The organism is Paenibacillus sp. FSL R10-2778 (genome assembly GCF_038593035.1).
In the GTDB taxonomy this organism is placed as follows: Bacteria; Bacillota; Bacilli; order Paenibacillales; family Paenibacillaceae; genus Paenibacillus_AQ; species Paenibacillus_AQ odorifer.
The window spans coordinates 2,367,093-2,392,401 of the sequence record NZ_CP151956.1; the positions used below are offsets into that span (position 1 = coordinate 2,367,093).

The 25,309-nt window shown below is 46.3% G+C and carries 27 protein-coding genes; 20 read left to right on the plus strand and 7 right to left on the minus strand.

Annotated elements, in window-relative coordinates:
- The first annotated feature begins 113 nt into the window (after nt 1–113).
- The 9 genes from NST40_RS10260 to NST40_RS10300 all read left to right on the plus strand — a co-directional run bounded on the left by NST40_RS10260 (nt 114) and on the right by NST40_RS10300 (nt 6,002).
- Nucleotides 114–401, plus strand: coding sequence for a Dabb family protein (locus NST40_RS10260; RefSeq protein ID WP_036689213.1), 288 nt, complete (start codon nt 114–116; stop codon nt 399–401).
- Nucleotides 402–608: 207 nt separating this feature from the next.
- The gene (locus NST40_RS10265; RefSeq protein WP_076125085.1) at nt 609–1,049 is read left to right on the plus strand and encodes a HepT-like ribonuclease domain-containing protein; all 441 of its coding nucleotides are present in this window, start codon (nt 609–611) and stop codon (nt 1,047–1,049) included.
- Nucleotides 1,050–1,107: 58 nt separating this feature from the next.
- A complete protein-coding gene (locus tag NST40_RS10270) occupies nt 1,108–1,773 on the plus strand; it encodes a metalloregulator ArsR/SmtB family transcription factor (protein ID WP_038569796.1) in 666 nt (221 codons plus the stop codon).
- Between the two features lie 100 nt (nt 1,774–1,873).
- Nucleotides 1,874–2,353: a YtxH domain-containing protein gene (locus tag NST40_RS10275; RefSeq protein WP_076276356.1), complete on the plus strand. Its 480-nt coding sequence runs from the start codon at nt 1,874–1,876 to the stop codon at nt 2,351–2,353.
- 255 nt (nt 2,354–2,608) lie between these two features.
- Nucleotides 2,609–3,415, plus strand: a complete 807-nt coding sequence (racE, locus tag NST40_RS10280) for a glutamate racemase (protein WP_036689641.1) — start codon at nt 2,609–2,611, stop codon at nt 3,413–3,415.
- 306 nt (nt 3,416–3,721) lie between these two features.
- A complete protein-coding gene (locus tag NST40_RS10285) occupies nt 3,722–4,930 on the plus strand; it encodes a M14 family metallopeptidase (protein WP_076219389.1) in 1,209 nt (402 codons plus the stop codon).
- 110 nt (nt 4,931–5,040) lie between these two features.
- A complete protein-coding gene (locus NST40_RS10290) occupies nt 5,041–5,292 on the plus strand; it encodes a hypothetical protein (RefSeq protein ID WP_076219390.1) in 252 nt (83 codons plus the stop codon).
- A 126-nt stretch (nt 5,293–5,418) separates the two neighbouring features.
- Nucleotides 5,419–5,721, plus strand: coding sequence for a heme biosynthesis protein HemY (locus tag NST40_RS10295; RefSeq protein WP_036689223.1), 303 nt, complete (start codon nt 5,419–5,421; stop codon nt 5,719–5,721).
- 41 nt (nt 5,722–5,762) lie between these two features.
- Nucleotides 5,763–6,002 (plus strand): DUF1450 domain-containing protein, encoded by a 240-nt coding sequence (locus NST40_RS10300; protein WP_036689224.1) that lies wholly within the window; start codon nt 5,763–5,765, stop codon nt 6,000–6,002.
- Nucleotides 6,003–6,015: 13 nt separating this feature from the next.
- Here NST40_RS10300 and NST40_RS10305 read toward each other — a convergent pair whose 3' ends face one another.
- The 3 genes from NST40_RS10305 to NST40_RS10315 all read right to left on the minus strand — a co-directional run bounded on the left by NST40_RS10305 (nt 6,016) and on the right by NST40_RS10315 (nt 9,959).
- A complete protein-coding gene (locus tag NST40_RS10305) occupies nt 6,016–6,180 on the minus strand; it encodes a hypothetical protein (protein WP_179086991.1) in 165 nt (54 codons plus the stop codon).
- Nucleotides 6,181–6,574: 394 nt separating this feature from the next.
- Nucleotides 6,575–8,614, minus strand: coding sequence for an LTA synthase family protein (locus NST40_RS10310; RefSeq protein ID WP_076276355.1), 2,040 nt, complete (start codon nt 8,612–8,614; stop codon nt 6,575–6,577).
- 205 nt (nt 8,615–8,819) lie between these two features.
- Entirely contained in the window at nt 8,820–9,959 is a 1,140-nt protein-coding gene (locus NST40_RS10315) for a class I SAM-dependent RNA methyltransferase (protein ID WP_036689227.1), read from the minus strand.
- A gap of 202 nt (nt 9,960–10,161) precedes the next feature.
- On the opposite strand from NST40_RS10315, the gene NST40_RS10320 reads away from it, so the two are divergent.
- On the plus strand, nt 10,162–10,791 hold the full coding sequence (locus tag NST40_RS10320; RefSeq protein WP_076191324.1) for an O-methyltransferase: 630 nt from the start codon (nt 10,162–10,164) through the stop codon (nt 10,789–10,791).
- Between the two features lie 4 nt (nt 10,792–10,795).
- Here the strand turns inward: NST40_RS10320 and NST40_RS10325 are convergent, their stop codons facing one another.
- Nucleotides 10,796–12,016: an MFS transporter gene (locus NST40_RS10325; protein ID WP_038569803.1), complete on the minus strand. Its 1,221-nt coding sequence runs from the start codon at nt 12,014–12,016 to the stop codon at nt 10,796–10,798.
- 231 nt (nt 12,017–12,247) lie between these two features.
- On the opposite strand from NST40_RS10325, the gene hemE reads away from it, so the two are divergent.
- From hemE to NST40_RS10375, 10 genes are all read left to right on the plus strand, one after another.
- Nucleotides 12,248–13,309 carry a uroporphyrinogen decarboxylase gene (gene hemE, locus NST40_RS10330; RefSeq protein WP_076125097.1) on the plus strand — a complete coding sequence of 354 codons (1,062 nt, stop codon included), beginning with the start codon at nt 12,248–12,250 and terminating at the stop codon, nt 13,307–13,309.
- Nucleotides 13,310–13,363: 54 nt separating this feature from the next.
- The gene (gene hemH, locus NST40_RS10335) at nt 13,364–14,320 is read left to right on the plus strand and encodes a ferrochelatase (protein ID WP_076276354.1); all 957 of its coding nucleotides are present in this window, start codon (nt 13,364–13,366) and stop codon (nt 14,318–14,320) included.
- Entirely contained in the window at nt 14,317–15,741 is a 1,425-nt protein-coding gene (gene hemG, locus NST40_RS10340; RefSeq protein WP_076276353.1) for a protoporphyrinogen oxidase, read from the plus strand. The genes hemH and hemG overlap by 4 nt, the downstream gene beginning before the upstream one ends.
- 162 nt (nt 15,742–15,903) lie before the next feature.
- Nucleotides 15,904–17,301: a CapA family protein gene (locus tag NST40_RS10345; protein ID WP_076276352.1), complete on the plus strand. Its 1,398-nt coding sequence runs from the start codon at nt 15,904–15,906 to the stop codon at nt 17,299–17,301.
- 18 nt (nt 17,302–17,319) lie between these two features.
- Nucleotides 17,320–18,054, plus strand: coding sequence for a glycerophosphodiester phosphodiesterase family protein (locus NST40_RS10350; protein WP_256718962.1), 735 nt, complete (start codon nt 17,320–17,322; stop codon nt 18,052–18,054).
- Between the two features lie 36 nt (nt 18,055–18,090).
- Nucleotides 18,091–18,714: a fumarylacetoacetate hydrolase family protein gene (locus NST40_RS10355; RefSeq protein ID WP_036689251.1), complete on the plus strand. Its 624-nt coding sequence runs from the start codon at nt 18,091–18,093 to the stop codon at nt 18,712–18,714.
- A gap of 22 nt (nt 18,715–18,736) precedes the next feature.
- Nucleotides 18,737–19,540, plus strand: coding sequence for a DUF92 domain-containing protein (locus NST40_RS10360; RefSeq protein ID WP_076184351.1), 804 nt, complete (start codon nt 18,737–18,739; stop codon nt 19,538–19,540).
- A 44-nt stretch (nt 19,541–19,584) separates the two neighbouring features.
- A complete protein-coding gene (locus NST40_RS10365) occupies nt 19,585–20,154 on the plus strand; it encodes a TetR/AcrR family transcriptional regulator (protein WP_076218388.1) in 570 nt (189 codons plus the stop codon).
- An 87-nt stretch (nt 20,155–20,241) separates the two neighbouring features.
- Nucleotides 20,242–22,176: an ABC-F family ATP-binding cassette domain-containing protein gene (locus tag NST40_RS10370; protein WP_036689259.1), complete on the plus strand. Its 1,935-nt coding sequence runs from the start codon at nt 20,242–20,244 to the stop codon at nt 22,174–22,176.
- Between the two features lie 42 nt (nt 22,177–22,218).
- Entirely contained in the window at nt 22,219–22,704 is a 486-nt protein-coding gene (locus NST40_RS10375; protein WP_256718961.1) for a tetratricopeptide repeat protein, read from the plus strand.
- A gap of 355 nt (nt 22,705–23,059) precedes the next feature.
- Here NST40_RS10375 and NST40_RS10380 read toward each other — a convergent pair whose 3' ends face one another.
- The 3 genes from NST40_RS10380 to NST40_RS10390 all read right to left on the minus strand — a co-directional run bounded on the left by NST40_RS10380 (nt 23,060) and on the right by NST40_RS10390 (nt 25,228).
- Complete coding sequence (locus tag NST40_RS10380; RefSeq protein ID WP_342410653.1) at nt 23,060–23,779, minus strand: hypothetical protein; 720 nt, start codon at nt 23,777–23,779, stop codon at nt 23,060–23,062.
- Nucleotides 23,780–23,873: 94 nt separating this feature from the next.
- Nucleotides 23,874–24,914, minus strand: a complete 1,041-nt coding sequence (locus NST40_RS10385) for a M42 family metallopeptidase (RefSeq protein ID WP_076184364.1) — start codon at nt 24,912–24,914, stop codon at nt 23,874–23,876.
- A gap of 2 nt (nt 24,915–24,916) precedes the next feature.
- Complete coding sequence (locus tag NST40_RS10390) at nt 24,917–25,228, minus strand: lipopolysaccharide assembly protein LapA domain-containing protein (protein WP_042126298.1); 312 nt, start codon at nt 25,226–25,228, stop codon at nt 24,917–24,919.
- Nucleotides 25,229–25,309: the final 81 nt, after the last annotated feature.

A 25,309-nucleotide genomic window follows, 5' to 3' on the forward strand; every position in this document is an offset into this window, starting at 1 on the left:
AATGGTTAATGCTGCTATTTCTGACAACACCGTTTAAGTTTCTTTCAGAACAGCTACGCTTATGATATATTTTTAATATCTAATTACAATATTACATTAGGGAGCGATATAGAATGATCAAACATATTGTGTTTTTCAAATTAAAAGATCGGTCCGAAGAAAGCGTAGCGGCAACGGTAGCAGTACTGCGTAATATGGAAGGCAAGATCCCGCAGCTCCTCTCCATCGAGGTGGGTGCTGACATCATTCATTCCGATCGTTCCTTTGATATTGCTCTAGTCACAGAAGTGGCTTCTCTAGAGGATTTACAGGCGTATCAGGTTCATCCGGCGCATAAAGAAGTTATTGCTCACATTAATGAAGTCAAAGAGCTCTCGATTGCTGTAGATTACGAAATTTAAGCTGCTGCTTGAATATAGTATCATCATTTTATACCGGAAGCGGTGACAGGAATGCGTGAGCTTGAGTATCCAATGGAAGCGTTAACTTATTTAGTCGTTTTTCTCGGAGCATGTTTCGTAATGTTCTTCTGGCTGAAACGCCGTGGCAAACGCGGTAAGTAGAGATTAGGACGGTTCTCTAACAATTATAGACATGGGGGTATTGCTGTGTATTATGTCAACCGCAATCAAATCGAAACCATTCTTGCTCAAATCCCTGATATTACCGCTGGTCTTCGGACTGTAGCAGCTTCCTGGGATGGTACAACATTAACCGGACTAATACAGGAACGCTGCCTCCATCTGGCAATAGAGGTTGTAACAGACGTTGGTAGCTGTCTCATTGACGGGTTTATTATGCGTGATGCTGGAAGTTATGAGGATATAATTTCTATTATTCATGAAGAGAAAGTGCTAGGTCAAAGTGTGATTTATGAGAGATTGATAGAATTAGTTGCTCTGCGTAAGCCACTCGTTCAGGATTATTATGCTTGGGAGAGAGGAGATCTGCATCCACTTACCCCCATTCTTTCGGAAGTACTTGAGCAGTTTGCCGTTGAGGTACGGAAATATTTGGACCAGGAGCTTGGAGCCAGTGTACCGCTATAATAGCATAGGATAGAATCACATAGAATAGGCGATAGCCGTGAAAGAGAGGGGTTCCTTTATGATGAAGATGGGGCAGGAAAACGGATCGACAAGACAAATGATTATGACGCTCCTGAAGACGAAAGGAACACTGACCATCGGCGCGCTGGCAGAAGAATTGGGAATTACAGAGATGGGTGTCCGTCGTCATGTGCTTCAGCTGGAGCAAGAAGGGCTTGCAAAGACAAAAGTGGTCCGGCAAGCGATGGGGCGGCCTTTACATATGTACTCATTAACGGAGAGAGCCGAAGAATATTTCCCAAAAAGTTATCACAACTTGGCTTTGGAGCTTTTGCGTGAATTGGATTACGGCAGTGGACTGGATGCTGTTAATACATTATTTGAAGGACGCCGCCGCCGAATGCTCGCTCAGTATGCTCCGATGATGGAACGGCGGAATTTGGAAGAACGCGTCGCCGAGTTATCTTCCATCCAAAATGCCGGTGGATATATGGCAGAATGGAACCGCGAAGAGGATGGCTCATATGTCATAAGGGAGTACAATTGCCCGATTCGCCAAGTGGCTACCCAGTATCGTAAGGCATGCCAATGTGAGCATAGTCTTTTCGAAGAACTGCTGGATGCTAAGGTCACACGTAATGAATGTATGGCAGAGGGCGGCCATTGCTGCCGCTACGCTATCGTACCCAAAAATGTTACAGACAAAACTTCTGAAAAGTTATAATAATTAGTCACAAGACAATCCCCTGCTGCTTATGATATAGCAGATATAGGCATTAGCCCGGTAGAGCGGGGAGCAATGAATTTAAAGGAGAGATGAAACGATGAAAAAGGACACCAAAGGCTTATTATGGGGCGCTTTAGTCGGCAGTGTGGTTGGATCGGTAACAGCATTGCTGTTCGCACCTAAACCAGGTAAAGAGCTGCGCAAGGATATTGCTGAAGGAACTGCCGCTGGTATTGAGAAGGTTCAAGAAATTGCCGTTCAAGCCGGAGACAAGAGCATTGAGATTTATGACAAAGCAAAAGATTCGATTGGGCATGTAGTGCATGAAGTTCGGGAATGGAGCAAATCATGTGCGAATGCTGTTGATGAAGAAGAAAAAATCACAGTAACTGTAAGCGGTATTGCTACAGAAGAAGCTGTAGAAGCAGTTGACGCTGTAGAAGCAGTTGAAGAGGCTGCTGCCACTTTGGAAGTGGAAACTGAGTGGGCTGAGGACACTATAAGTGAAGATGTAAGCGAAGAAGTTAGCCTTGAAGAAGTCGTTCAAGATGACAAGGTTGATAAAGAAATCCTATAATGGGACCGTGGTTTAAATCCTCTGTTTCAGTGGTAAAAGAGTACTCATTCTCTTATAATAGAGCCGCTTCTTCGCATTGGGCGGAGGGTGGCTTTTTTAATTAGTTTGCACCCGCTTGTTAAATGATGGAAGAAGACTAGTCTTGAACTAAGAGGGCAAAAGGAGTAATATCTGCAATTGGGGCTGAAAGCCAGGTACATTTTGTTTTCACCTTACATAAGCTACACAAAACAAGTAGAAGGAAGCGGTGTGTTCGTGCAGCAAGCTATAGCAATATTAGACTCAGGTGTGGGAGGGTTAACAGTTGTCAAAGAAGTGATGAGGCAACTCCCGCGGGAGAAGATCATCTATTTCGGAGATACTGCCCGAGCTCCGTACGGACCCCGTTCGACCGAGGAAGTACAACTGTTTACTGAACAAATTGTAGATTATTTGATCCAGTTTAATCCTAAAATGATCGTTATCGCTTGTAATACCGCAACAGCTGCGGCACTCGATTATATCTCAGCGAAGGTCTCCATCCCTGTAATTGGGGTGATTCATCCCGGAGCCCGCGCAGCAATTAGCGCAACCAAAAGCGGACATGTCGGCGTGATCGGTACGGTAGGAACCATCAACAGCGGAGCTTATACTAACGCATTAAAGCAGTTGTCCCCTTTTGTTGAGGTTGTAAGTCAAGCCTGTCCAGCGCTTGTCCCACTTGTCGAGCAAGGCAAGTTCCGCTCAGAGAAAAGTTACGATATCGTAGAAGAGGCACTAGAAGGCATTAAAGACACTAACATCGATACTTTAATTTTAGGATGCACTCATTATCCATTTCTTGTAGAACCCATTGGTGAGACTATGGGATCAGGAGTCAAGCTGATCAGTTCTGCAGATGAGACCGCTCGTGAGATCAGCACAATTTTATATGACAAAGGCAAGCTGTCCATCGGCGATGAAAGTCCAATTCATCAGTTCTTCTGCAGCGGTGATGCTGAGATGTTTCAAAGCATCGCGCGAGACTGGCTTGGAGAACAAATTAGACGTACTCCAGTAGTGTGGCAAGTATCCACGTTATAAGCAGGAGCAATGTTGAATTGAATAGGGACAAACTCCATGGGAGTGTAAAAAGAAAAACAGACTGGGAAAGCACATTTCCCAGTCTGTTTTTTTGAAATATAAGCATTTATACGCTGCGGATCTGTAATATCCTTATTTTCATGAGAAATGGTTGCCATCTATAAAGGGCGATGACGTTGTTTTTTCTTGTGATTCAATTCTCCTTCATGCCGGGTAGTGGCGCTTGCATACAATAGAGTTAAGTGCTGTATGCCGCTGTTTTTGTATTGCTGTATCAGCAATTTAAGGCCGAGAGGATGAGACCTAATGCGACAATATATTGCAAACAGGGGAGATACCGTAAGCCGAATTGCCGCTCTACATGGATTAACTCCTGAGCATGTTATTCAAGGTAATCCATGGGTTGGGAGGCAGTCTTATTTATACCCAGGCCAGGTTTTATTTCTGCCATCTTCGCCGCGTAAAAGGTATGCTGTGCAGGAAGGGGACACTCCAGAACGGATAACCTCATTATTTAATGTGAATTTAGAGGATTTGGAAAAGCTTAATCCTGGTGTGACCTCAGGGCGCTGCTGTACACCTGGAAAAATACTTGTCATTCCACCCCCGATTCCAGACCGCGTGGTATTTCTGCGCGGGGAGTACGGTCCGGCTGATGTTGAGAGTGACATTGACAGCTTGCTTGTCCAATACCCCTTTATACAAGCAGCCACAATAGGCACGAGCGTACTCGGCAAGCCACTCCATGTACTCAAGATCGGGAACGGCACTCGTCATCTGCATGTTAACGCCGCTTTGCATGCCAATGAATGGCTGACTTCGCCATGCTTGATGTCCTTCATAGAGGAGTATGCAGCAGCTTATGCTGAAGGCTTGGAATGGAATGGACATAACCCTGAGGTTTGGTTCCAAAACTGGACATTATGGGTCGTGCCTATGGCTAATCCAGATGGTGTGGAGCTGGTTCAGGAAGGGGTTTTGCCTGACCATCCGTTTTATGATGACCTCATGAGATGGAATGGTGGACGAAGCAGCTTCCGGCATTGGAAAGCTAACATCCGCGGTGTGGATCTTGGGGATCAATTTCCCGCTCATTGGGAAGAGGAGCGGGAACGTCGGGGAGTAAGGCAGCCCTCACCGCGGGATTACAGCGGCCCTGAGCCGTTGAGTGAGCCTGAAGCAGCTGCTCTGGCAGCCCTGGCTGAGGAAGCGCCTGGCGAAGCTGCAGTGTCTCTGCATAGCCAAGGAGGAGAGATTTATTGGAACTACCGGGGGTATGAGCCTCCCGAGAGCCGTGAATTAGCCGCACAGCTGGCAGTTGCGAGCAGCTACCGGGCAGTGGAGCTGACGGGAAGTGATGCCGGATATAAGGATTGGTTTATTCAGACCTTCCGCAAACCTGGATTTACTGTGGAGCTTGGGATTGGCAAAAATCCGCTGCCACTAGCAGATTTTGAAGATATGGCCCTGGAAACAGGACTTATATTAGCAACGCTCCTTTCCAATGTGAAATAATTATGAAACATTTGCAGTAAACTTGCGTAAAATAAACCATAGGGTATGGCCGCTGTCGTCACTACACGTTATCCGCGGCTGTATCCTTTTTACTTGGGAGGAGGGTCACCATGAAACTGAAAAAAATACTGTCACTAAAACAATGGTCCCATATCTTCAGTAGCTCTTGGCAATACATCCGCTCCCCTAAAGTAGCAATGGGGGACAAGCTGTTATTTACAATTCCAGTACTGCTCTATTGGGTCTTGCCGGACTTCATGCCATTTATTCCGATCGATGATATTGGAGTGACCATGCTGCTAATGGGCTGGTTCGTGTCACGAATGAGCCGGAAATATCCTACCCTTCAGCAGGGTGAATAAGATAGCACCGCACATTTTCGACAAGAACTTCAGAGCTAATTAGCCAATATAGTTGCTTTTAGATGTCATTTACCTTTAAAATAAGTAATTGAGTATTTAATTTTCGGACTAGGAGATGGAATATAGATGAAGGTCAAAATTACCCGCAATGCGGCTAAAGTGATAAAGAAACAAATGGAGCTTGAAGGAAACAGTGAGTTGAAGCTGCGCGTAGCAATTACACATGCACACGGTGATCATGCTCACTACGGACTGGACTTGGACACGCCTAAAGAGAACGATGTTGTAGTATCGACAGATAAAGAAATCGATGTTATTCTTGATCCGAGCCAACCACTCCTTGATGGCGTGGTCGTTGATTATTTGTATCTTCCACAAGAAGGTTTTGTCATTACGAATCCCTCTAAAGGTAATCACGGCGATCACTAAACATTCGCCTGTAAATTTCGAACACAAAGAAGGGTTGCTCCATGGCTAACGAAATACAAGTGTGCGATGAATGTAATTTCATGAAGTTGAAAAGTATTATCCCTAAGCTGCAAAAAATGGCACCTGATGCCGAGATCAAGGTCGGCTGCAAGTCGTACTGCGGTCCATGTGGCAAACGGGCTTTTGTTTATGTGAATGGTCGTTATGTGAGTGCTCCAACGGAGGATGAAGTGTTGAAGAAAGCGGAAGCTTTTATCAAACAGCCCTCCGTTCAGAAATAATACTGAGTTCTTATCAACTAAGATAATAGGGTCGATCCCTCTTTATTCTCAGAATAAGTAAAAGTAAACAGAGCAGCGATTCTCCTGTTAATTTGGAGGATCGCTGCTCTGCGTTTTCTGGCCATTGACGGCTTACTTCAATCGTGTCCATCATCCCATCATTTCTCCGTCTCATCATCTCATCGTCCCACCATCTCACCGTCTCATCGAGCCCACCATCCCATCATTCCACCATCCCACAGGCGTTACGGACTCAGATGACGTTATTTGCCTGTTTTTAGCCTTTAAAGCAAGATTTCGGACCCCAGTGACGCTATTCCCTAAAAAGAGGCTCATATCGGCGTTTTCTAGGCTAATAGCTGCTCTGGAGTCCGTTAGCATTCCAAATCTCGGATAATGCTGCGTTTAGGGTCAGCTGTGTCCGTTAGTGAGATACTTTACGTATTTAAGTCGGAAAACCAAACGTGCTTCCAACAACGATCAAGTGGTAAATGTCCAACATAGAGAGGATATCGCAGCAGCCGTTTTCGATAGTTTTTTTGGATAGTCTCTTCGTTTACCCGGATGTAAGCTTAAGGTGCAGATTGTGTGTTCTTGAGCTTCTTGATTCCATCATATTTCATGATATCGTCGGAGATCTGTAGCCGGAGCTTACTGGTCTCATACCCGATGCTGCACTCCCCTACGTCAACGGCTTCGCGGCTTTCGAGACTATAACAGGTTCCGCTGGCAAATTGCCCATTTTCGCTGGGGAGATAAGACAGCTTTGCATCGGCATAGGCGCCGGATCGCAGCGTTACAAGACGCTCATGCCCGCTAAACAGATTATTACCCATGAGATAATAAGGATCACGTGAGATCCCCAGCAAATGGAGCAAGGAAGGTGTAAGATCCAATTGACCAGCTGGAGCTGAATCAAGGACAGAGGCGTTAGAGCCTGGCAGATGAATGAGCAAGGGAACCTGATGCAATATTTGCTGCATATCGAGTGCGTTAAGGCTTTTGCCGAGAAATTGTTCGTAATAAGAGGTCTCCTGGATCGAATTATCATGATCTCCATAGAAAGCAACAATGGTATTATCCCACAGCCCACGCTGCTTCATCTCTTTGACCATTTCCCCTAAAGCTTCATCCGTATAGTGAATAGCCTGCAAATAATCTCCGAAGATCGTGCCCTTGAACTCTCCAGTATCAAGCCCTTGTTTATCTGCAGGGAGAGAATAAGGATGATGGCTGGATAGTGTAGTCAAAAATGAATAAAAAGGCTGCTGTATCGTTTCTGAAGTGTTCATAATATCGAGGGATTGCCGCAAAAAGGATTTGTCACCCAGAGACCAGCCTAGAGGTTCGTCTATTGTATAGTCTTTTTTGTTATAAAAATGGTCATAACCCATCGCGTTATACATAATCTGCCGATTCCAGAAGCTGCCTTCATACGCATGAAAAGCATTGGTACTGTAGCCCTTTGATTTCAAAATAGCAGGTAGCGTGTCAAACTGATGATCCGGGTAACGGACAAATACCGAGCCGGAGACCAGCGGGTACTGGGAAGCGTTGGACGTGAAATCCGCATCGGAAGTTCGGCCTTGTGAGGTCTGATGGTAGTAGTTGCTGAAATAGGTGTTTTCTTTGATTAGAGCGTTCAGATTAGGCGTGATCTCCTGGCCGGATATTGAGCGTCCAACTACAAAGTTCATAAAAGCTTCAGCTTGAATAACAACGATGTTGCTTCCGCTGTATTTTCCAAAGCTGTCATTATTGGCATTTTGCTCAGTGTTTTGTTTATTGAACCAGAGCTGCATTGAGGTGGCTTCTTCTTGCGAAAGCTCGGGCTGCGGACCTAGATGATCTTTAGCATATAAGTAAATATCATAACCGTGAAAACCGATTAGTCCGGTTACGTTATACATCGCCAGACTCCACCAGTTGCCAGTGAATAGATCTTTAGCCCAGGTAGTAGCGTAGGTGTGTATAGGTCCAAAGGTTAGCACGCAACCTAGCGCCAGAGCAACGATGCCATTCACGCTTCTTTTCAGCGTTCTTCTCAGGCGTGAAGAGCGGCGGGAATAACCGGTTTGAGAATAAGAGTGAAATTGCCCAGAACGGCGAGGGGCGGCATTAGACAAGTATGTATGGGTTTTCCGGTGGTAGAACCCTATTCCGATTCCATAGGCAATAAGCAGAAGCCAGTCAGCGAACAAATAAAGATCGGAAGGACGCAGTAGAGCGAAGATACTTCCACCAAGAGCATCCATCTGTCCAGCCTGAAACAATACGGGTACCGTGATAAAATCCTGAAAATAACGATAGTAGACGATATCCGAATAAATAAGCAGTGTCAGAAGCAAGTTTATACTTAACAACGCTATCGTCTGTCCCCGGCGGGGAAGCCACAGGGTCCAAAAAGACAATAACATGACTGAACCTACAGCAATCCATTTGTCCTGCCGGTTCATATCTATATTGGGAGCATGCAGCCCACTATGCAGAAATAATAACTTGGCCAGCATGATGCCAAGAAAAAGGAGATAACCGATATATCGGGAGCGAATCACAGCAACTACTGTACTTGTTACGGTTGTGCTGCTCCGATTTGATGGAAAGCCAGACATTATAAAACCTCCTAACACAGAAAATAAATAAAACCAGAATAAACAACGTTGTTGTCTTTTTTAGATGATAAACGTTTCTCGTAGAAATATATGAGCGTAAAGTTATAGGCGCTAAACTAAAACAGTCTTATACTCGGAGAAAAACGGACATCCTCCTCATACGAGGTAGATGTCCGTTCTGCATTCAAAACAATGGTGATCCTAATTATTTCGGATTTCTAGGTGGAAGTGGACCCAAGTATTGATAATATTGACACTCGATACGTCCGTTATACAGTTTGCGGCGTTTGTCTGCCTTACGACCGTAAAATTGTTCGAATTCCTTGTAAGGGCTGATCGCAAAAAATGACCATGTTGGCAGATATATCATCATTTCACCAAACTGGCGGGTCAGCTTTTCCACTTCTTTGTCATTACTGATTCGTTCCCCATAGGGAGGGTTGGTAATGATACAACCATATTCTCCTTCAGGTCTTGCTTTGGCGGCAGCCATCACTTTGAAGGTGATTTCTCCGGACAGTCCAGCACTCTTGGCGGCAGCTTCAGCAATTTCGATCGCTTCTGGATCAATGTCCGTACCTGTTAATTGCAAAGGATAATCGTCGCGCACCGCATCGAAAGCTTCTTCGCGCGCCTCTTCCCAAAGATGTTTGGGGATGACTGGCCAATGTTCAGATGGAAATGAGCGGCGTAGTCCTGGAGCAATATTCCAAGCGATCATGGCAGCTTCAATTAACAGTGTTCCCGAACCACAACATGGATCGAACAGGGGCCGATGGCCATTCCAGCGGCTAAGCTGGATTAGTGCAGCAGCCATTGTTTCCTTCAGTGGAGCCTCTGTTGCATGTCTGCGGTAACCCCGTTTGTGAAGCGCGGGTCCTGTGGTATCTAATGTGATCAAAGCGATGTCATTTAATAAAATCACTTCGATCACATATCGAGGACCGTTCTCCGGGAACCAGTCTGTATGATACGAAAGCTTCAGCTTCTCAACAATAGCTTTTTTGACAATCCCTTGGCAAGCGGGTACACTCGTTAGTTGTGATTTATGGGACCGTCCTTCAACCGGGAATTCTCCATTCTCTGGAATCCAATCTTCCCAAGGCAAGGCTTTAACCCCTTCGAATAACTCGTCAAAGGTTTTAGCAGGGAATTGGCCCATTTTAACCAATACGCGGTCAGATGTACGCAGCCACAAGTTACAGCGACAGATATCGATGTAATCACCGCTGAATAATACTCGTCCGTTCTCGACCTTGGTCTCATAACCCAGTTCGTTTAATTCGCGCGCTACCACAGCTTCTAAACCCATAGGGGCAGTAGCGATTAATTGTAATTTGCTCAAATACTCTCAACTCCGTTTAACTTGTAGATAAATACAAAAAGCCAGTACAATAAGAAGAGACGACATTGTCGTCCTTTAAAGCATCCATACAAGTATAGGGGAATGTGGGACACTTCACAATGCCCGGCATTCCATAAATCATAAAATGTTCCCCGTCATCCCTTACTATGAGCAAACGGGGGATCCTCAAAGGAGAATCTTTATGCTTACGCAAGAAGAATACAGTGAACAACTTTATACAGAGGACGAAATTCTGCTTCGAGTAAAAGAAGCAATCGTTCAAGCAGGCATGCCGCCGGTGTCTGTCGAGCCGGGGTACGGAAGACTGCTCACCATGCTAGTTAGACTGTCTCGCTCAAAGCGTATTTTGGAAATTGGCGCACTTGGCGGTTACAGCGGAATTTGCTTGTCCCGCGGTTTCTCTGAAAGTGGCACACTGACTTCGCTAGAGCTGAGAGCCGACTATGCCGAGCTTGCCCGCCGTAATTTAGAGCTGGCAGGCTTCGGGGATACTACGGAGTATAGAATAGGACCCGCAATGGACAGCCTGAAGGCACTGGAAGCAGAGGGCGCTAGGTTCGATTTCTTTTTCATTGACGCAGATAAGTTGAACTACACTAACTACTTGGAATATGCCATCAAGCTGGCCAATCCAGGAGCGATCATTGCGGGTGATAATATTTTTCTCCGTGGACGTACCTTAAATACAGATAGAAATGGTCCTGCCATCCTGGCTGTGCGCCACTTCAATGAGATGATCGCCACGGATGAACGTCTTATCAGTACATGTCTGCCTGCCTATGATGGACTGGCACTAGCGATGGTCAAATAGCTGATTAGCGAAATAACCGCGGTGTTGTTACTTTGTACAGCTTCAATCGAACCCAAATCGTATTAACCAGCAGCAAGCAGCCGGATATAATGAAAAGCCCCTCAATTCCGATGTAACCTGATAGAAAGCCGCCCAAGATAGCTCCCAGCATATTGCCTAGTGCCAATGTACTGCTGTTGAAGCCGAATGCGCGGCTTTCTTTTCCGTCAGGGGTATAGGAGCGGATAAGCGCATTAACGCTGGGCAACAGTCCGCCCATGAAGACTCCCATGAGGAAACGGACAATTATCAGCTGCCAGACGCTAGTTACGAATGCCTGCGGAATTAGGAAGAGTGAAGCGCCAATTAACGCATAGGTCAGAATACGATGTGCGCCGACTTTGTCACTTAGCTTCCCAAGCAAGGGCGAAGCCAGCATATTGGAGATCCCTGTAACCGCACTGACCATCCCGGCCAAGAAGGCTATATTCTCAGCGGGTCCATTTAATTTTTCTACATAAAGTGGCAACAAGGCCATAGGACTAATCATTGCAAATTGCAGCAGAAAGGTTACACCGAATAGAGCTGGAAGCTGAGGGATTTTGATTAATTCCTTCAAGCCTGCGAGTACAGAAACCTGTGGCTCTTGTGCGGCTTCGGCGCGGTCGAATTTTTCTTTAACAAGAAATAATGCCAGCAGAGAGGCGATAAAGAGCAAGGCTCCAACGACATAAAAAATCGGCCGAAATCCGATTAAATCGGCAAGTAAGCCACCAATCAGTGGCCCTAGAATTGTCCCTGCAACAGATCCTGATTGCATCAATCCCATGGAGAAGCCCATACGTTCTTTGGGGGTAGTACCTGACACCAGTGCGATGGAGGCGGGATTGAAGCCAGAGATTGTACCGTTTAAGAGACGGAGCAGGAGCAGCTGTAAAGGGGATTGTGCGAAGCCCATTAATACCATGACAATAGCCATGCCAAAGCTGGAACGCAGCAACATGATTTTACGTCCATATTTGTCTGCAAGCTTGCCCCATAATGGCTGGAATATGAAAGAGGTTAAGAAGTTTGCGGCAAAAATAAGTCCCGCCCAGATTCCAATTTCATGTTCACCCTGGACACCAAGATCCTTCGCAAGGTACAAGGTCAGGAAGGGTGTAATCATTGTCATTCCAGCATTCACCAAAAATTGCCCGAACCAAAGCACTAAGAGGTTGACCTTCCAGGTCTCCCATTTCTTCATAGTGCTTTCACATCCTTTCAAAGAATTTCAGAGAATATATGATTCACGGAAAAAATGCCATTTTATCAGTATATCATTTTTTGCAGCTTCATGTGTGCAACACATGTCATAGTAATGTCATAGGATTGTCATTCCAAACTCTTCGTATTAGTTGTTACAAGCTTTTAAAAAGGGCATAATAGTAGATATGCCGATTAAAAAAATCTAATAAAATATAATGGAGATCTTATCATGACCTACAATGACACTTTTATCCGCGCCTGCAGAAAGCAGGACACGGAGCACGTTCCCGTATGGTACATGCGGCAGGCCGGCCGTTATGATCCCGAGTACCGTAAAATTAAGGAAAAGTATTCGTTGCTTGAAATCTGCAAGCAGCCTGAGCTGGCGGCAGAAGTAACCATGATGCCCGTTCGCAAGCTGGGTGTGGATGCGGCCATTTTGTATTCCGACATTATGAATCCAGTTGCTTCAATCGGAGTGAAATTCGATATCGTTAAGGATATCGGTCCAGTGATTGAGAATCCGATCCGTAGTGCAGCTGATGTGGAGAGACTAAAACCCATTGATGTGGAGGGTGATCTGAGCCACATTTTGGAAACGATTGCTATTCTGGATAAGGAACTGGACGTTCCTTTGATCACTTTTGCAGGCGCGCCGTTTACAATTGCCAGCTATTTGATCGAAGGTAGACCTTCCAAAGGATATATCCGTACGAAAGAGCTAATGTACAGTGAACCCCGTGTCTGGGAAATGCTGATGGACAAGCTGGGCGATATGATTATCACTTACCTCCGAAGTCATGTGCGGAGTGGAGGAAAAGCCTTCCAATTGTTCGACAGTTGGGTTGGTGCGCTTGCTCCACGCGATTTTGAAACGTACGTGCTGCCGACGGTTTCTCGTATTTTTTCCGAATTATCTGATCTTGATGTACCTAAAATATACTTTCCTGGCGTAAGCTCTGGAGAATTGCTGCCAAGCCTAACGAAGCTTCAAGCAGACGTAATCGGGCTGGATTGGCGAGTTAGCTTGACTGAAGGCCGACGCAGAATAGGCAATAAATTTGCGATTCAAGGAAATCTTGATCCATATTTGCTTACAGCTCCGATGGACCTCTTGAAAGAACGCGCGAAAGCACTGATCGATGAAGGTGTGCTTGAGCCAGGTTATATCTTCAATCTGGGCCATGGATTATTCCCGGAGGCCTCATTAGACAAACTTAGAGAATTGACGGAGTATATTCACGCTTATTCTCAGGAAGTATTACAAGAAACGGCTAAGCAGCGTTCGTAAAAATATAAGAATTTATATGTTCCACGCTATTAAATTGTAAAGGGGACGGAATCCGTGACAGTAAAAATAGGTGTTCTCGTCATGTCGTATGGCACTCCTAAGAGCCTAGAAGATGTTAAAGCTTATTACACGCATATTAGACGGGGGAATCCGCCAACAGCGGAGCAGCTTAAAGAGTTAACCGACCGTTATGAAGCAATCGTCGGGGGGGTATTCCCACTGCGGGAGAATACAGACCGGCAAGTAGAAGCTTTACAAGCAGCATTAAATGCGGATAAAGCGGGAGCAGATGTTGAATTTGTCTGCTATCAAGGCTTGAAGCATGCCAGTCCCTTTATTGAGGACGGCGTGGAGGCTATGGCGAAGGATGGCATTACTCAAGCAGTGGGTATTGTTTTGGCGCCACACTATTCCAGTATGAGTGTAGGGAGCTACATCAAGCGTGCGCAGGAAAAGGCTGATGCATGCAAGATTGACATGGGTTTTGTAGAGAGTTACCATATGCATCCTGAATTGATCGATGTGTTAAGCCAAAGAGTGTCGGCGAAGCTGGATCAATATATTGAAGCAGGCGCGACCAGTGATGAGATTCGCGTATTATTCAGCGCTCATAGTCTTCCAGAACGTATTCTGGCTATGGGTGATCCATATCGGGATCAGCTGCTGGAAACTTCGCAGGCAATTGCAGCTCAAGCAGGCGTAACCAACTGGCAGTTTACTTGGCAAAGTGCTGGCCGCACAGCTGAACCGTGGCTTGGTCCAGATATTCTGGACACGCTGCAACAGCTTAGTAAAGAACAGGTGGAATACGTATTGGTGGCCCCTATCGGATTCGTATCCGATCATTTAGAGGTACTGTACGATCTCGATATTGAGGCAACAGCCGTAGCTGCAGAGCTTGATATGCGTCTTATGCGGATTGACTCACTGAATAGTGATCCCGCATATATGTCTGTATTGAGCGATGTAATTCGTAAACGACTGGAGCAGATGAAGGCCGCTCAATCATGATTGGCCCCACAAGAAAAATTGTTATCATAGGCGGAGGGCTGAGCGGACTCAGCGCCGCCTTTTATATTCGTAAATTTTATAAAGAAGCGGGTATTAAGCCTGATATTGTCTTGCTTGAGAAAGAGAAAAACCTCGGTGGAAAGATTGAAACCTTACATCGCGATGGTTTTGTGATTGAAAAGGGACCGGATTCATTTCTGGCGGAAAGGGCGGAGATGTGCGAGCTGGCTAAGGAATTGGAATTGGATCACGAGCTGGTATCCACTAACCCTCTTGCTAAGAAGCGATATATCTTGCAGCGGGACAAGCTTAATCCTCTGCCAACCGGTCTTGTACTCGGTATCCCTACCGAACTGAAACCTTTTTTATCAAGTGGGTTAGTTTCGATTGGGGGCAAAATACGTGCGATGATGGATTTTATTCTTCCTCCGCGGCGTAATGATGAAGACGAATCGCTTGGTGAGCTTATTGAGCGCCGTCTAGGGTCTGAAGTGCTGGAGAACTTAACCGAGCCGCTCCTCTCTGGCATGTACGCCGGAGATATACAAAAAATTAGCCTGCATGCTACTTTTCCGCAATTTGGACAATTAGAACAACAGTATGGCAGCCTTATTCGTGGAATGCGCACAGGGCGAAAGAATAAAAAGGCACAGAAAGGTACTACACAGAGTACCTTCTTGACGTTCCGCAAAGGGCTGCAAAGTCTCGTGCATAGTCTGATTTATGAGCTGCATGATGTAGAACAACGGACGGAATCTAACGTAGTTTCTATTCAGGCTGTTGGGAGTCCTTCTATTTATGAGGTAGAGCTGGAGAATGGCGAACGGTTGCTTGCGGATGATGTATATATCACTACGCCTAATTTTACGGCTGCTGACTTACTTCGTCCCCATATGGAGGTTACGGCGCTGGAAGCGGTGGATTATGTTTCAGTAGCGAATCTAGTCATGGCTTTTAACAAAAAGGATATTGTTAACGAATATGATGGATCAGGTTTTTTTGTGCCTCGTAAAGAAGGGCGGAATATTACTGCCTGCACATGGACATCTACGAAATGGCCGCATACGGCTCCTGATGATAAGGTGCTTTTGCGCTGTTATGTGGGTCGTTCTGGTGATGAACAGAATGTTCAGCTGCCTGATGAGGCTTTGACGGAGCTTGTGCTTAAAGATTTGCGAGAGATCATGGGCATTACTGCGAATCCAATATTTACGGAAATCACCCGCTTAGAGCATTCCATGCCGCAGTATCCTATAGGACATCTTGATAATATTACCGAATTCCGCAAAGAATTAGCGGCTTCGCTTCCTGGTGTGTATGTCATTGGCGCCGGATTTAATGGCATAGCAATGCCGGATTGCATCAAGCAGTCCAAGCTTATTGCGGAAAGCGTTGCTAAACAGCTAATGAATGAAATGTGAGTACGATGACTAAATAAAACAGTGAAGCGAAGCATGAGGCGCTTCACTGTTTTTCTTTAGTTAGTAAAATTTTCTATTTTTATCGACTCTCTTATTTGTAGGGTGCTGTGATAGATATGCTATAATAAAAACAATTTGAGAGTAGAGGAGATCACAGAAACCATGTATCCGCCGCGATCGCGTTCTAGACAAAAGAACAAACATAAGAGCAAACGCAAGCGCAGAACGGCCTGGGCTTGGATCAATGCAGGTCTTCTTTTGATGATTACCGTGTTATTGACTTATAGCTTTACGAATGACCCTGACAAGAAAAGCGCCTCACCGCCTCCGGTAGCAGAAGCGACAGCTACGCCTATACCAGAGAGTAGTGATCAGCCTCAGACAGCACCTCCGGTGGTTGCAGTTGCAACGCCTGAAGCTACAGAGACGCCAAGCCCTTCTCCTACGGCAACTCCAGAGCCAACGCCTACACCGCAGAAGGAGCCCGAAGAGATCATTGAAACACAAGCTCCTGAAGCGACAGCGACCCCTGCGAAGGATGAGGACAGCTCGGAAGCAGCAAATAATGATGTAGTGTCTGGTCTGCCGTCAGATGATAACGCGTCTGGTAAGACGGTAACTTTGAATTTTGGTGGAGATGTTATATTTTCCGGGAAAGCTGGAGAACTGCTGGAGAAGAAAGGTTATGATTATTCGTATGCCGCATTGGAGGGTCTGTTCAAGAAAGATGATCTTACGATCTTGAATCTGGAAACTCCAGTGACCACAGGTGGCGTAAGTGCCACTAATAAGCAATTTGTATTCAAAGGATCACCACTCGCTCTGGATGCGCTTAAGACAGCGGGTGTGGACGCAGTAAATATGGCGAATAATCACACGCTTGATCAAGGAGAGCAAGGCTTGCGGGATACCCTTAACCACCTTGCTGAAAGAGGAATTCCTTATGTGGGTGCGGGGCTTAACAGTAAAGAAGCATATTCGGCGCAATATTTTGAACGTAAGGGCATTAAGATCGCTTTGCTGGGATTCACCCGGGTGATTCCTGCGTCGGATTGGATGGCAGGGAAAAATAAGCCGGGACTTGCCTCCGTATACGATAGTGCAGAAGGACTGAAGGCTATTGCTGCCGCCAAAAAGAAAGCCGATTTGGTGGTCGTAGTGGTCCATTGGGGTAAAGAACGGGTAGAACAATATGATAAAACGCAACAGTCGCTGGGCCATAGCTTTATCGATGCAGGAGCCGATCTTGTCATTGGCGGCCATCCACATGTGCTGCAAGGCGTGGAGCCATACAAGGGCAAATGGATTGCCTACAGCACCGGGAATTTTATTTTTACGAGATCTACAGTGCCTGCCACTTGGGAAACTGCGGTTTTTCAGGCGGAATGTAGTGTAAAAGGTCAATGCTCCTTAAAGCTGAAGCCTATGAAAGCCGAGCTAGCACAGCCTGTGCCGATGAACGAAGTGGATGGAAAGCTTTTGTTAAAAAGAGTAGAAGCTCTATCCGCAGGACGGGTAAAGATCGGTAGCGACGGTAAAGTCACTCAAGTTACCAAATAGGGTTCCTGGGAGGTCCTTATGATGAACAATTTGTGTGTAGCCCATCGAGGGTTTTCCGGTAAAGCTCCAGAGAATACATTGGCAGCCATTCGGATGGCGATTGCCATGCCCTATGTGCACTGGATGGAAATTGATGTCCAGCTCTCCAAAGACGGCGTTCCTGTTGTCATTCATGATTATACGTTAGACCGGACGACCAATGGTCATGGCAAGGTGAAGAACATGGACTGGGAATATATCCGGCGTCTGGATGCGGGGAGCTGGAAAGGGCGTTCTTTTCAGGGCGAGCGGGTGCCTTCTTTGGAAGAGGTGCTGTCACTAGCCTCCGGAAGATTGCATCTGAATATTGAACTGAAAACAGTGGGAGATATGTATCCTGGCATTGAGAAGACGGTGACGGATCTTATTTCTGCAAAAGGTATGCGGGACGACGTGATCTTGACCTCTTTTGATACTGGAGCATTAAAAAAAGTCAAGGAAATTGATCCCCGTTTTCGCACCGGATTGATCTTTGATTCCAGATTTGGCAATCCTGCACGCAGGCTGCATGAACTGGATTGCTCTTTACTTTCGATTAGCTTCTCGCGGCTGAATCCTAGACTGGCTAAGCTTTTGTCCGAGCGTGGGGTGGAAATTATGGCTTGGACTGTGAACAAAGCGAAAGAGATGCGTCGCTTAGCCGACATGCATTCTGATATAATGATCTGTACAAACCGCCCGGATATATGGGGCGACACCTTTCTGAAGGTATAAATAATCCAATTCGATGGGAAAGAGAGCTGACTGTTTATGTGCGCTGCTGTTAATAATCTATATTGTGTTGGACGCAACTACAAGCTACACGCGGAGGAATTGGGTAACAATGTGCCCGTGGAGCCGCTCATCTTCATGAAGCCCTCACATGCGGCTGTTTCCCTCGATAAAGCAGTAATTAAGCTGCCAAAGGATGCGGGTCAGATTCATTATGAAGGTGAACTTGTACTGCGTATTGCACGTGATTATACACCAGGCATGAGCGTGGAGGATCTGGTAGATGTAATGGCACTGGGACTGGATTTCACGCTGCGTGATGTGCATAATGATCTACAGAAGAAAGGTTTGCCGTGGACGCCAGCTAAAGGCTTTAAAAATGCCGCACCACTCACCCCTTACATAGCGTTTCCAGATAAGGAAGAGCTGGAGGGAACTGATTTTACAGTGGTGAAAAATGGGGTGGAAGTACAACGCGGCAATGTTAAAAACATGATTTTTTCACTTCAAAAAATTGTTGATTTTATCGCCGAGCGCTACGGGCTAGGGAAAGACGATGTGATATTTACAGGTACTCCGGCAGGCGTGGGTCCTACTGTAGCTGGCGACGCTTTCGAGCTGTACTGGGGCGACAAGCTGATGGGGACTTGCCTGATCGGTTAATAGATCTGTTGGAGATGAATCTATGCAGTGGGTTATTGGCGCTTTAGGCGCTTTGATTGTTGCGGGAGCGGCATATTGGAAGCAGTCTTTAAGTCTCTCTGGCATGATTGCCGCGGTAGTGATGGGCACTATTTATTTTGGTGCCGGAAATGCTTTTTGGTTTGGGATATTGCTGATTTTCTTCATCACTTCAAGCCTGCTGTCCAAACTTCATCATGATAATAAAGCAGAATTAGAGCTGACGTATGCTAAGACGGGCCGCCGCGATGCCGGGCAGGTCTTTGCTAACGGTGGACTTGGCATGGTTCTGGTTTTTCTGAATGCGATCTTCCCGAATGAGCTATGGGGGTTCCTATTTATTGGTGTAATGGCTACAGTAACCTCGGATACATGGGCTACGGAGATCGGAACACTGAGCAAGAAACCGCCTCGTTCTGTCCTTACGGGTAAAGTTCTTCCTGCCGGAGCTTCGGGCGGTGTATCCAGCTTGGGTACGCTGGCGGCAGCAGCAGGAGGCGCACTCATCGGTGCGTCAGCTTGGCTGCTGCGTATGATATCCGGCATGCCGGATCACTCTTTCGTGCTGCTTACCCTAGCAGGACTTGCCGGAGGATTAGTCGGCGCCTTTGCCGACTCTATCCTTGGTGCAACCGTGCAGCAGATGAACCGCTGTACCGTATGCGGCCGCGAAGTGGAAGGCTCACAGCATTGTGGGGCTCCAGCTGTACACGCAAGAGGCTGGAAGTGGATGAGCAATGACGCAGTCAATGCCATCAGCTCTATCCTAGGAGGTGCGGCAGCCTTACTGCTGAGCATGATCATTTAGCATTTGAATTTAAGCTTTGAACGGCACAGTTTGGGGAGGGACCGATGAGTAGCGCATCCAATCAAAAACATACTGCTATTCTGGATGCCGCATACGAGCTCTTCGGTTCAGGTGGATTTTACGAAACGAAGATGTCGGAAGTGGCGGAGCAAGCCGGGATAGCAAAGGGCACCGTTTATTTATACTTCAAGAGCAAGGAAGATTTATTCATGGCAGTGACGCGCCGCGATTGTGAGGGGTTTCTCCTGCAATTACAGGAAAGGCTGAAGGCTAGTGATACTTTGGCCAGTAAACTGTCGATCATTGCTAAACATCACTTGAATTATTATTATGAACGCAAGCGGCATACGAAGCTCTTTTTCCGTGCTCCTAACAATAATCCTGAATTAGTGGCGTATATGACTCAATTTATGGAGCAATACATGCAAGATGTGGTCAAGGTATTATTAGAAGGTGGAGCATCCGAGCCTGAGCTTATGGCACAGTCCTACATAGGGATGCTGGATCGTTTGAAGATGGATATTTTATTTGATCCGTCTTTTACGGAGGAGGACGCGTATAAACGCGCTGATTTCGCTGCTGGTCTTTTTATTAGAGGGGCCATGATCACCTGAATTTTGGATAGGATGATAGACCGGATAAATAGCATTGGTTAGATGCGGGCCGGTTTTATGAAAATATAAGGCAAGCGAGGAAATAGCATGAATATTATGACCGTGGAACATCTTTCCAAGAGTTATGGCGAGAAAGTACTCTTTAGCGACGCTTCATTTGGTATGGACGATCGGGATAAAATTGGCTTGATCGGTGTGAATGGAACGGGTAAATCAACCTTTTTACGGATTATTGCCGGTCTGGATACTCCGGATGGTGGACAAATTGCCATCGGGAATAATGTAAGAGTACAATATTTGGCGCAGAATCCTCCTTATGATCCTATGAATACAGTTTTGCAGCAAGTGTTCGCCGGGGATGATCCAGACCTTGCTACCATGCGTGAGTATATGGAGACTATGTCCCAGCTTGAACAGCAGCCTGGTAATGCTGAACTGGAAGGAAAACTAGTAAAGATTGGGCAGGCGATCGACGCTGCGGGAACATGGCATTTGGAGAGTGAAGCCAAAAGCGTGCTTACCAAGCTAGGCATCTTAAAGTTTGATGCGTTAATGGACACACTTTCTGGTGGACAACGTAAACGTGTGGCTCTGGCAGCTGCACTGATTACCCCCTCTGAACTGCTGATTCTTGATGAGCCTACCAATCATATTGATACGGATTCCGTGGCTTGGTTGGAGCAATATTTGCAGAAACGGCGCGGCGCTCTTTTGATGGTGACGCATGATCGTTACTTCCTGGAGCGTGTGGCTAGTGTCATGCTAGAGCTGGATGGTGGCCAGCTTTATCGTTATGAAGCTAACTATTCACGGTTTCTAGAGCTTAAAGCCGATCGAGAAGAACGAGAAGCCTCTGCCGAACAGAAGCGTAAGAATCTGTTGCGTACAGAGCTGGCTTGGATTCGTCGCGGTGCCAAAGCCCGTTCAACAAAACAGAAGGCAAGAATCGACCGCTTCGAGAAGCTGAAAGAGAGTACGGGAAGCAGCTCGAACGGTTCATTGGATATCTCTGTGGCTTCTACACGTTTAGGTCGCAAGATCATTGAAATTAATGACCTGTCGAAAGCGTTGGATGGTCGTCAGCTAATCAAAGATCTCAGCTATATCGCTGTACCCCAGGATAGAGTGGGCATCGTCGGCCCGAACGGCAGCGGCAAATCAACACTCTTAAATATGATTGCAGGTCAGCTGCAACCCGATAAAGGTGAAGTTCAGCTTGGCGCTACGGTTAAGCTTGGTTACTTTACACAAGAGCATCAGGATATGGATGACAGTATGCGTGCCATTGAATACGTGAAGGAAGAAGCAGAAGTGATACGGACAGCAGACGGCAGTGTGATTACGGCTGGTCAAATGCTGGAACGCTTCTTGTTCCCTCCTGCGATGCAATGGACACCGATCTCCAAGCTGTCCGGGGGCGAAAAAAGACGCTTGTATCTGCTTCGTGTATTGATGGGAGCTCCTAACGTATTGCTTTTGGATGAACCTACGAACGATTTGGATATCGGCACATTGGCTGTTTTGGAAGATTATCTGGATGAATTTCCGGGTGTCGTCTTTACCGTATCCCATGACCGTTATTTCTTGGACCGTACGATAGATAAGCTGATTGCTTTTGAAAATGGCGATATCCGGATTCACGTTGGCGATTATACGGAATATGAAGAATGGCTGGCCAAAAATGTACCGTCACGCATTGGAGAACCGAACAAAGAAGGAAGCTCAAAGCAAAAAGAGGCCGCGGACACTGCCAGCAACCCTGCAGCTTCAACGGCTCCCAAAACAAAACTCAAATTCAGCTTCAAGGAACAGCGTGAATATGAGGGCATTGATGAGCAAATTGAGCTTGCAGAGCAACGTTTGACGGATATTAGTGTACAGATGGAGGCGGCTTTTGCTGACTCTGGAAGGCTGCAGGAGCTAGTAGAGGAGCAACGCCTAGCCGAAGCAGAGCTGGAGCGTCTTATGGAACGCTGGACCTATCTGAACGAGCTTGCGGAGAAAATCGCTGGTAAGGCTTAAACCCGTTGGATGGCTTTGAATGAAAATAGGGGAGGGCTCTGTGTGGAAGATAAACTTAAAGCTGCTGTAGCCCTACGCAACGCTGGTAAAGCGGAAGAAGCCAAAATGATGCTGTTTGAGCTATATGAGCAGAATGCTGGGGACGCTGAACTTTTATATCAATTGGCCTGGACGCATGATGTGCTGGGTTTGGAGCGGGTGGCAGTACCCTTTTATGAGAAAAGCTTGGCGTTAGGATTACCTTCTGAGCAGAGAGTTGGCGCTCTATTGGGACTGGGCAGCACCTACCGGACACTCGGAGAATACGAGAAGTCAAAAGGTCTTCTGATGCAGGCTGTTCAGGAGTACCCGGAGAATAAGGAATTTCCGGCGTTCCTAGCCATGACCTTGCACAATCTTGGAGAGCATAGTCAAGCGATGGAGCTGCTGCTTAAGCTGTTGGCAGAAACCTCTGCGGATGAAGGGATAAGAAGTTACAGTAAGGCCATTTCTTATTATTCAGATAAGCTGGAGCAAGTCTGGGATTGAGGCCGGCTTTTAAATCACAGTGATTCTTACAAATCACTACCCGGACACAGCTGACCTTAAACGCAGCATTATAACCCATTTGGAATGTTAACGGACACCACAGTCGCTATTGACACTAAAAGCACCCAATACGTTCCTTTTTTGCGTGAATAACGTCGCTTGGGTCCGAAAGAATGCTCCAAAGGCTAATAATTTGCGAATAACGCCTTCTGGGTCCGTAAGCACCAGCCGAAAGTGATGACCACCGGAAATTCCGGCAGTGTCTGTTGAAGAACAAGTGAACCACCAATAAACAAAAAAAAGAGTAGGGTCCTCCACTAATTGGAGAATTCTACTCTTTTATTTTTCTACTTATTTATTTCGTTCCGTCCACAGCAATCATTTGTACTACAGACCGAGAATCGCCGGGTACAATGATTTCCTTCGCATTCATCTGGGAAGAGCCATCTCCGTCCAAGAAGATGCCCTCCGGACCCTTAGCAGGAACTGTCTGGAGGATCGCTGAGCGGAACTCTGCCGCTGTTGAGAGCGTTGGGGTAACAATCAGCCAGAGCTTTCCTGTGTTGTCATACACCATGCCTGAGCGCAGGCGTTTCTCATCAGCGTAAGGAAGATGCTCTTCAGCTACTGCCGCTTCCCATAAGTCTTCGTGCCCCAGATTCATACTAATGCCACCTTGCGCAAAATAATGCTGGCGATCAGTAATCTTCAATTCTTCTCCAGAAGAGACAACCTGTACGGAGAAGCTACTTGTGGCACCATCCCAGACAAGGGTTCCACGTGCATATTTAGCATTGAACCAGCCAGACCCATAACCTTTCTGAGCTCCGTTGACTGGAGTATCATTCATGATAGCCATGGATAAAAGCGCATCTTGATAGAAAAAACCACCGTTAATCCCATATGCATTAACTTGCCGTAAAGGGACACCCGCGGCCTTGAGCTTAATATCTTCAGGTGAAAGTGACATCATATAGAGCTGAACGTTATCTGTACTCACTGTTTCCAAAAAGCTATAGGCGTGAGGAAGACCTTTAAAGGGATCTTCCTTGTGATTTCTAAATACTAGAAACAACGATAGCGCTAACCCCACTATCAATAACATCAGAAGTGAGACGATAAGTCCCTGTCTGCGCCTCCAGAGCTGGTTCAGCTTGCCAGAGCTACCCTCAGTTTGTCCCCACATAAGCAGCAAGAAGCTTAGCAGTGTTCACTACAGCTTGCTTATGCGTACGTTCCATGGAGTGGGAGGCATGTACACCTGGGCCAATCAATGCTGCACGGATATTGTTTCCGCCTCTGAGCGCTGCGGAAGCATCGGAGCCGTACATAGGATAAATATCAACGGCATAAGGAATTGCGAGTGCTTCTGCCAGTTCAATCAAACGGCCTGTCATAACATAATCGTAAGGGCCGGAAGAGTCTTTTGCACAGATGGATACATCGGTTTCTTTACAGCTGAGATCATCACCCATGGCGCCCATATCGACGGCAATCATTTCATTGATTTCACCAGGAATCCAAGCTGTACCATGTCCCACTTCCTCGTAGTTAGAGATGAGGAAAGAAAGGTTGTGGAGAGGTTTCCAGCCTTCACGTTTAATACTTTCCAGCAATCCGAGAAGGGCAGCCACGCTTGCTTTGTCATCTAAATGACGGGATTTAATGTAGCCGCTAGGCGTAATCACTGCACGTGCATCGAAAGAAATGAAATCTCCGACGGAAATGCCAAGCTTGAGTACGTCTTCTTTAGAAGATACCAGCTCATCAATACGTACTTCCATGTTCTCCTCTGATCGTTTAAAGTCACGGGCGTCTGGATATACGTGAACAGATGGATGACTGGTTAAGATGGTTCCTGTATAAGTTTTGCCGCTACGGGTATGGATCGTGCAGTATTCATTCTCAATGCTGTGCATGGCGAAGCCACCTACAGAGGTCAGACGCAGTGTACCATTAGCTTTAATCGAGCGGACCATGGCACCAAGTGTATCCACGTGAGCGCTGATGCCAATAGTACGAGAGGGATCTAAGCCAGGGACGTTAAGAATTACGCCGCCTTTTTCATTCCAGCTTAAAGGTACGTTCAGCGCAGCTGCTTCTTCAGCAACTAGTGTCATTACCTGTGCGGTGAAACCGCTTGGGCTGGGGGTGTCGAGTAATTTTTTTAGGATGGAAAGTATGTAGTCTTCATTAGGTTGAATGGTAATCATTAGTTAAGCCCTCCTGTTAAGCCATCATTGTCTGTGTTAAAAGAATCCAGTGAAGTGTCGGCATCACGAAGCTTGGTAAGCTCAGCAGTTAAGCTTTTAATTTGCTTTTGTAGTTTGTATTGACGAAAAATGCCGTAAGAGCCCACGATGATTCCGCCAATTAACGCGCAGCCAAGAATAACGAGTATAAGTGGTATATTAACCACATCAAAACCGAAATTGACTTGAACGGGATCAACGTTAATGACTGCGAATATGGCGGTTAGCAGCGCGAAGATTAGACCCGCAATTAGTGACCATTGAATTCTCATTGAATTCTTCCTCCTCAGGGGGATATAACAATATAAAATCCCCTGCCCAGATAGGGCAAGGGATTAATGTAATACTAAGCT

Bases quoted from the DNA above. Each gene is read 5' to 3' on its own strand.
- NST40_RS10260 (WP_036689213.1), top strand. From the start codon at position 114: ATGATCAAACATATTGTGTTTTTCAAATTAAAAGATCGGTCCGAAGAA.
- NST40_RS10270 (WP_038569796.1), top strand. From the start codon at position 1,108: ATGATGAAGATGGGGCAGGAAAACGGATCGACAAGACAAATGATTATG.
- NST40_RS10275 (WP_076276356.1), top strand. From the start codon at position 1,874: ATGAAAAAGGACACCAAAGGCTTATTATGGGGCGCTTTAGTCGGCAGT.
- NST40_RS10285 (WP_076219389.1), top strand. From the start codon at position 3,722: ATGCGACAATATATTGCAAACAGGGGAGATACCGTAAGCCGAATTGCC.
- NST40_RS10290 (WP_076219390.1), top strand. From the start codon at position 5,041: ATGAAACTGAAAAAAATACTGTCACTAAAACAATGGTCCCATATCTTC.
- NST40_RS10295 (WP_036689223.1), top strand. From the start codon at position 5,419: ATGAAGGTCAAAATTACCCGCAATGCGGCTAAAGTGATAAAGAAACAA.
- NST40_RS10300 (WP_036689224.1), top strand. From the start codon at position 5,763: ATGGCTAACGAAATACAAGTGTGCGATGAATGTAATTTCATGAAGTTG.
- NST40_RS10305 (WP_179086991.1), bottom strand. From the start codon at position 6,180: ATGATGAGACGGAGAAATGATGGGATGATGGACACGATTGAAGTAAGC.
- NST40_RS10310 (WP_076276355.1), bottom strand. From the start codon at position 8,614: ATGTCTGGCTTTCCATCAAATCGGAGCAGCACAACCGTAACAAGTACA.
- NST40_RS10320 (WP_076191324.1), top strand. From the start codon at position 10,162: ATGCTTACGCAAGAAGAATACAGTGAACAACTTTATACAGAGGACGAA.
- NST40_RS10325 (WP_038569803.1), bottom strand. From the start codon at position 12,016: ATGAAGAAATGGGAGACCTGGAAGGTCAACCTCTTAGTGCTTTGGTTC.
- hemE (WP_076125097.1), top strand. From the start codon at position 12,248: ATGACCTACAATGACACTTTTATCCGCGCCTGCAGAAAGCAGGACACG.
- hemG (WP_076276353.1), top strand. From the start codon at position 14,317: ATGATTGGCCCCACAAGAAAAATTGTTATCATAGGCGGAGGGCTGAGC.
- NST40_RS10345 (WP_076276352.1), top strand. From the start codon at position 15,904: ATGTATCCGCCGCGATCGCGTTCTAGACAAAAGAACAAACATAAGAGC.
- NST40_RS10350 (WP_256718962.1), top strand. From the start codon at position 17,320: ATGATGAACAATTTGTGTGTAGCCCATCGAGGGTTTTCCGGTAAAGCT.
- NST40_RS10355 (WP_036689251.1), top strand. From the start codon at position 18,091: ATGTGCGCTGCTGTTAATAATCTATATTGTGTTGGACGCAACTACAAG.
- NST40_RS10360 (WP_076184351.1), top strand. From the start codon at position 18,737: ATGCAGTGGGTTATTGGCGCTTTAGGCGCTTTGATTGTTGCGGGAGCG.
- NST40_RS10365 (WP_076218388.1), top strand. From the start codon at position 19,585: ATGAGTAGCGCATCCAATCAAAAACATACTGCTATTCTGGATGCCGCA.
- NST40_RS10370 (WP_036689259.1), top strand. From the start codon at position 20,242: ATGAATATTATGACCGTGGAACATCTTTCCAAGAGTTATGGCGAGAAA.
- NST40_RS10390 (WP_042126298.1), bottom strand. From the start codon at position 25,228: ATGAGAATTCAATGGTCACTAATTGCGGGTCTAATCTTCGCGCTGCTA.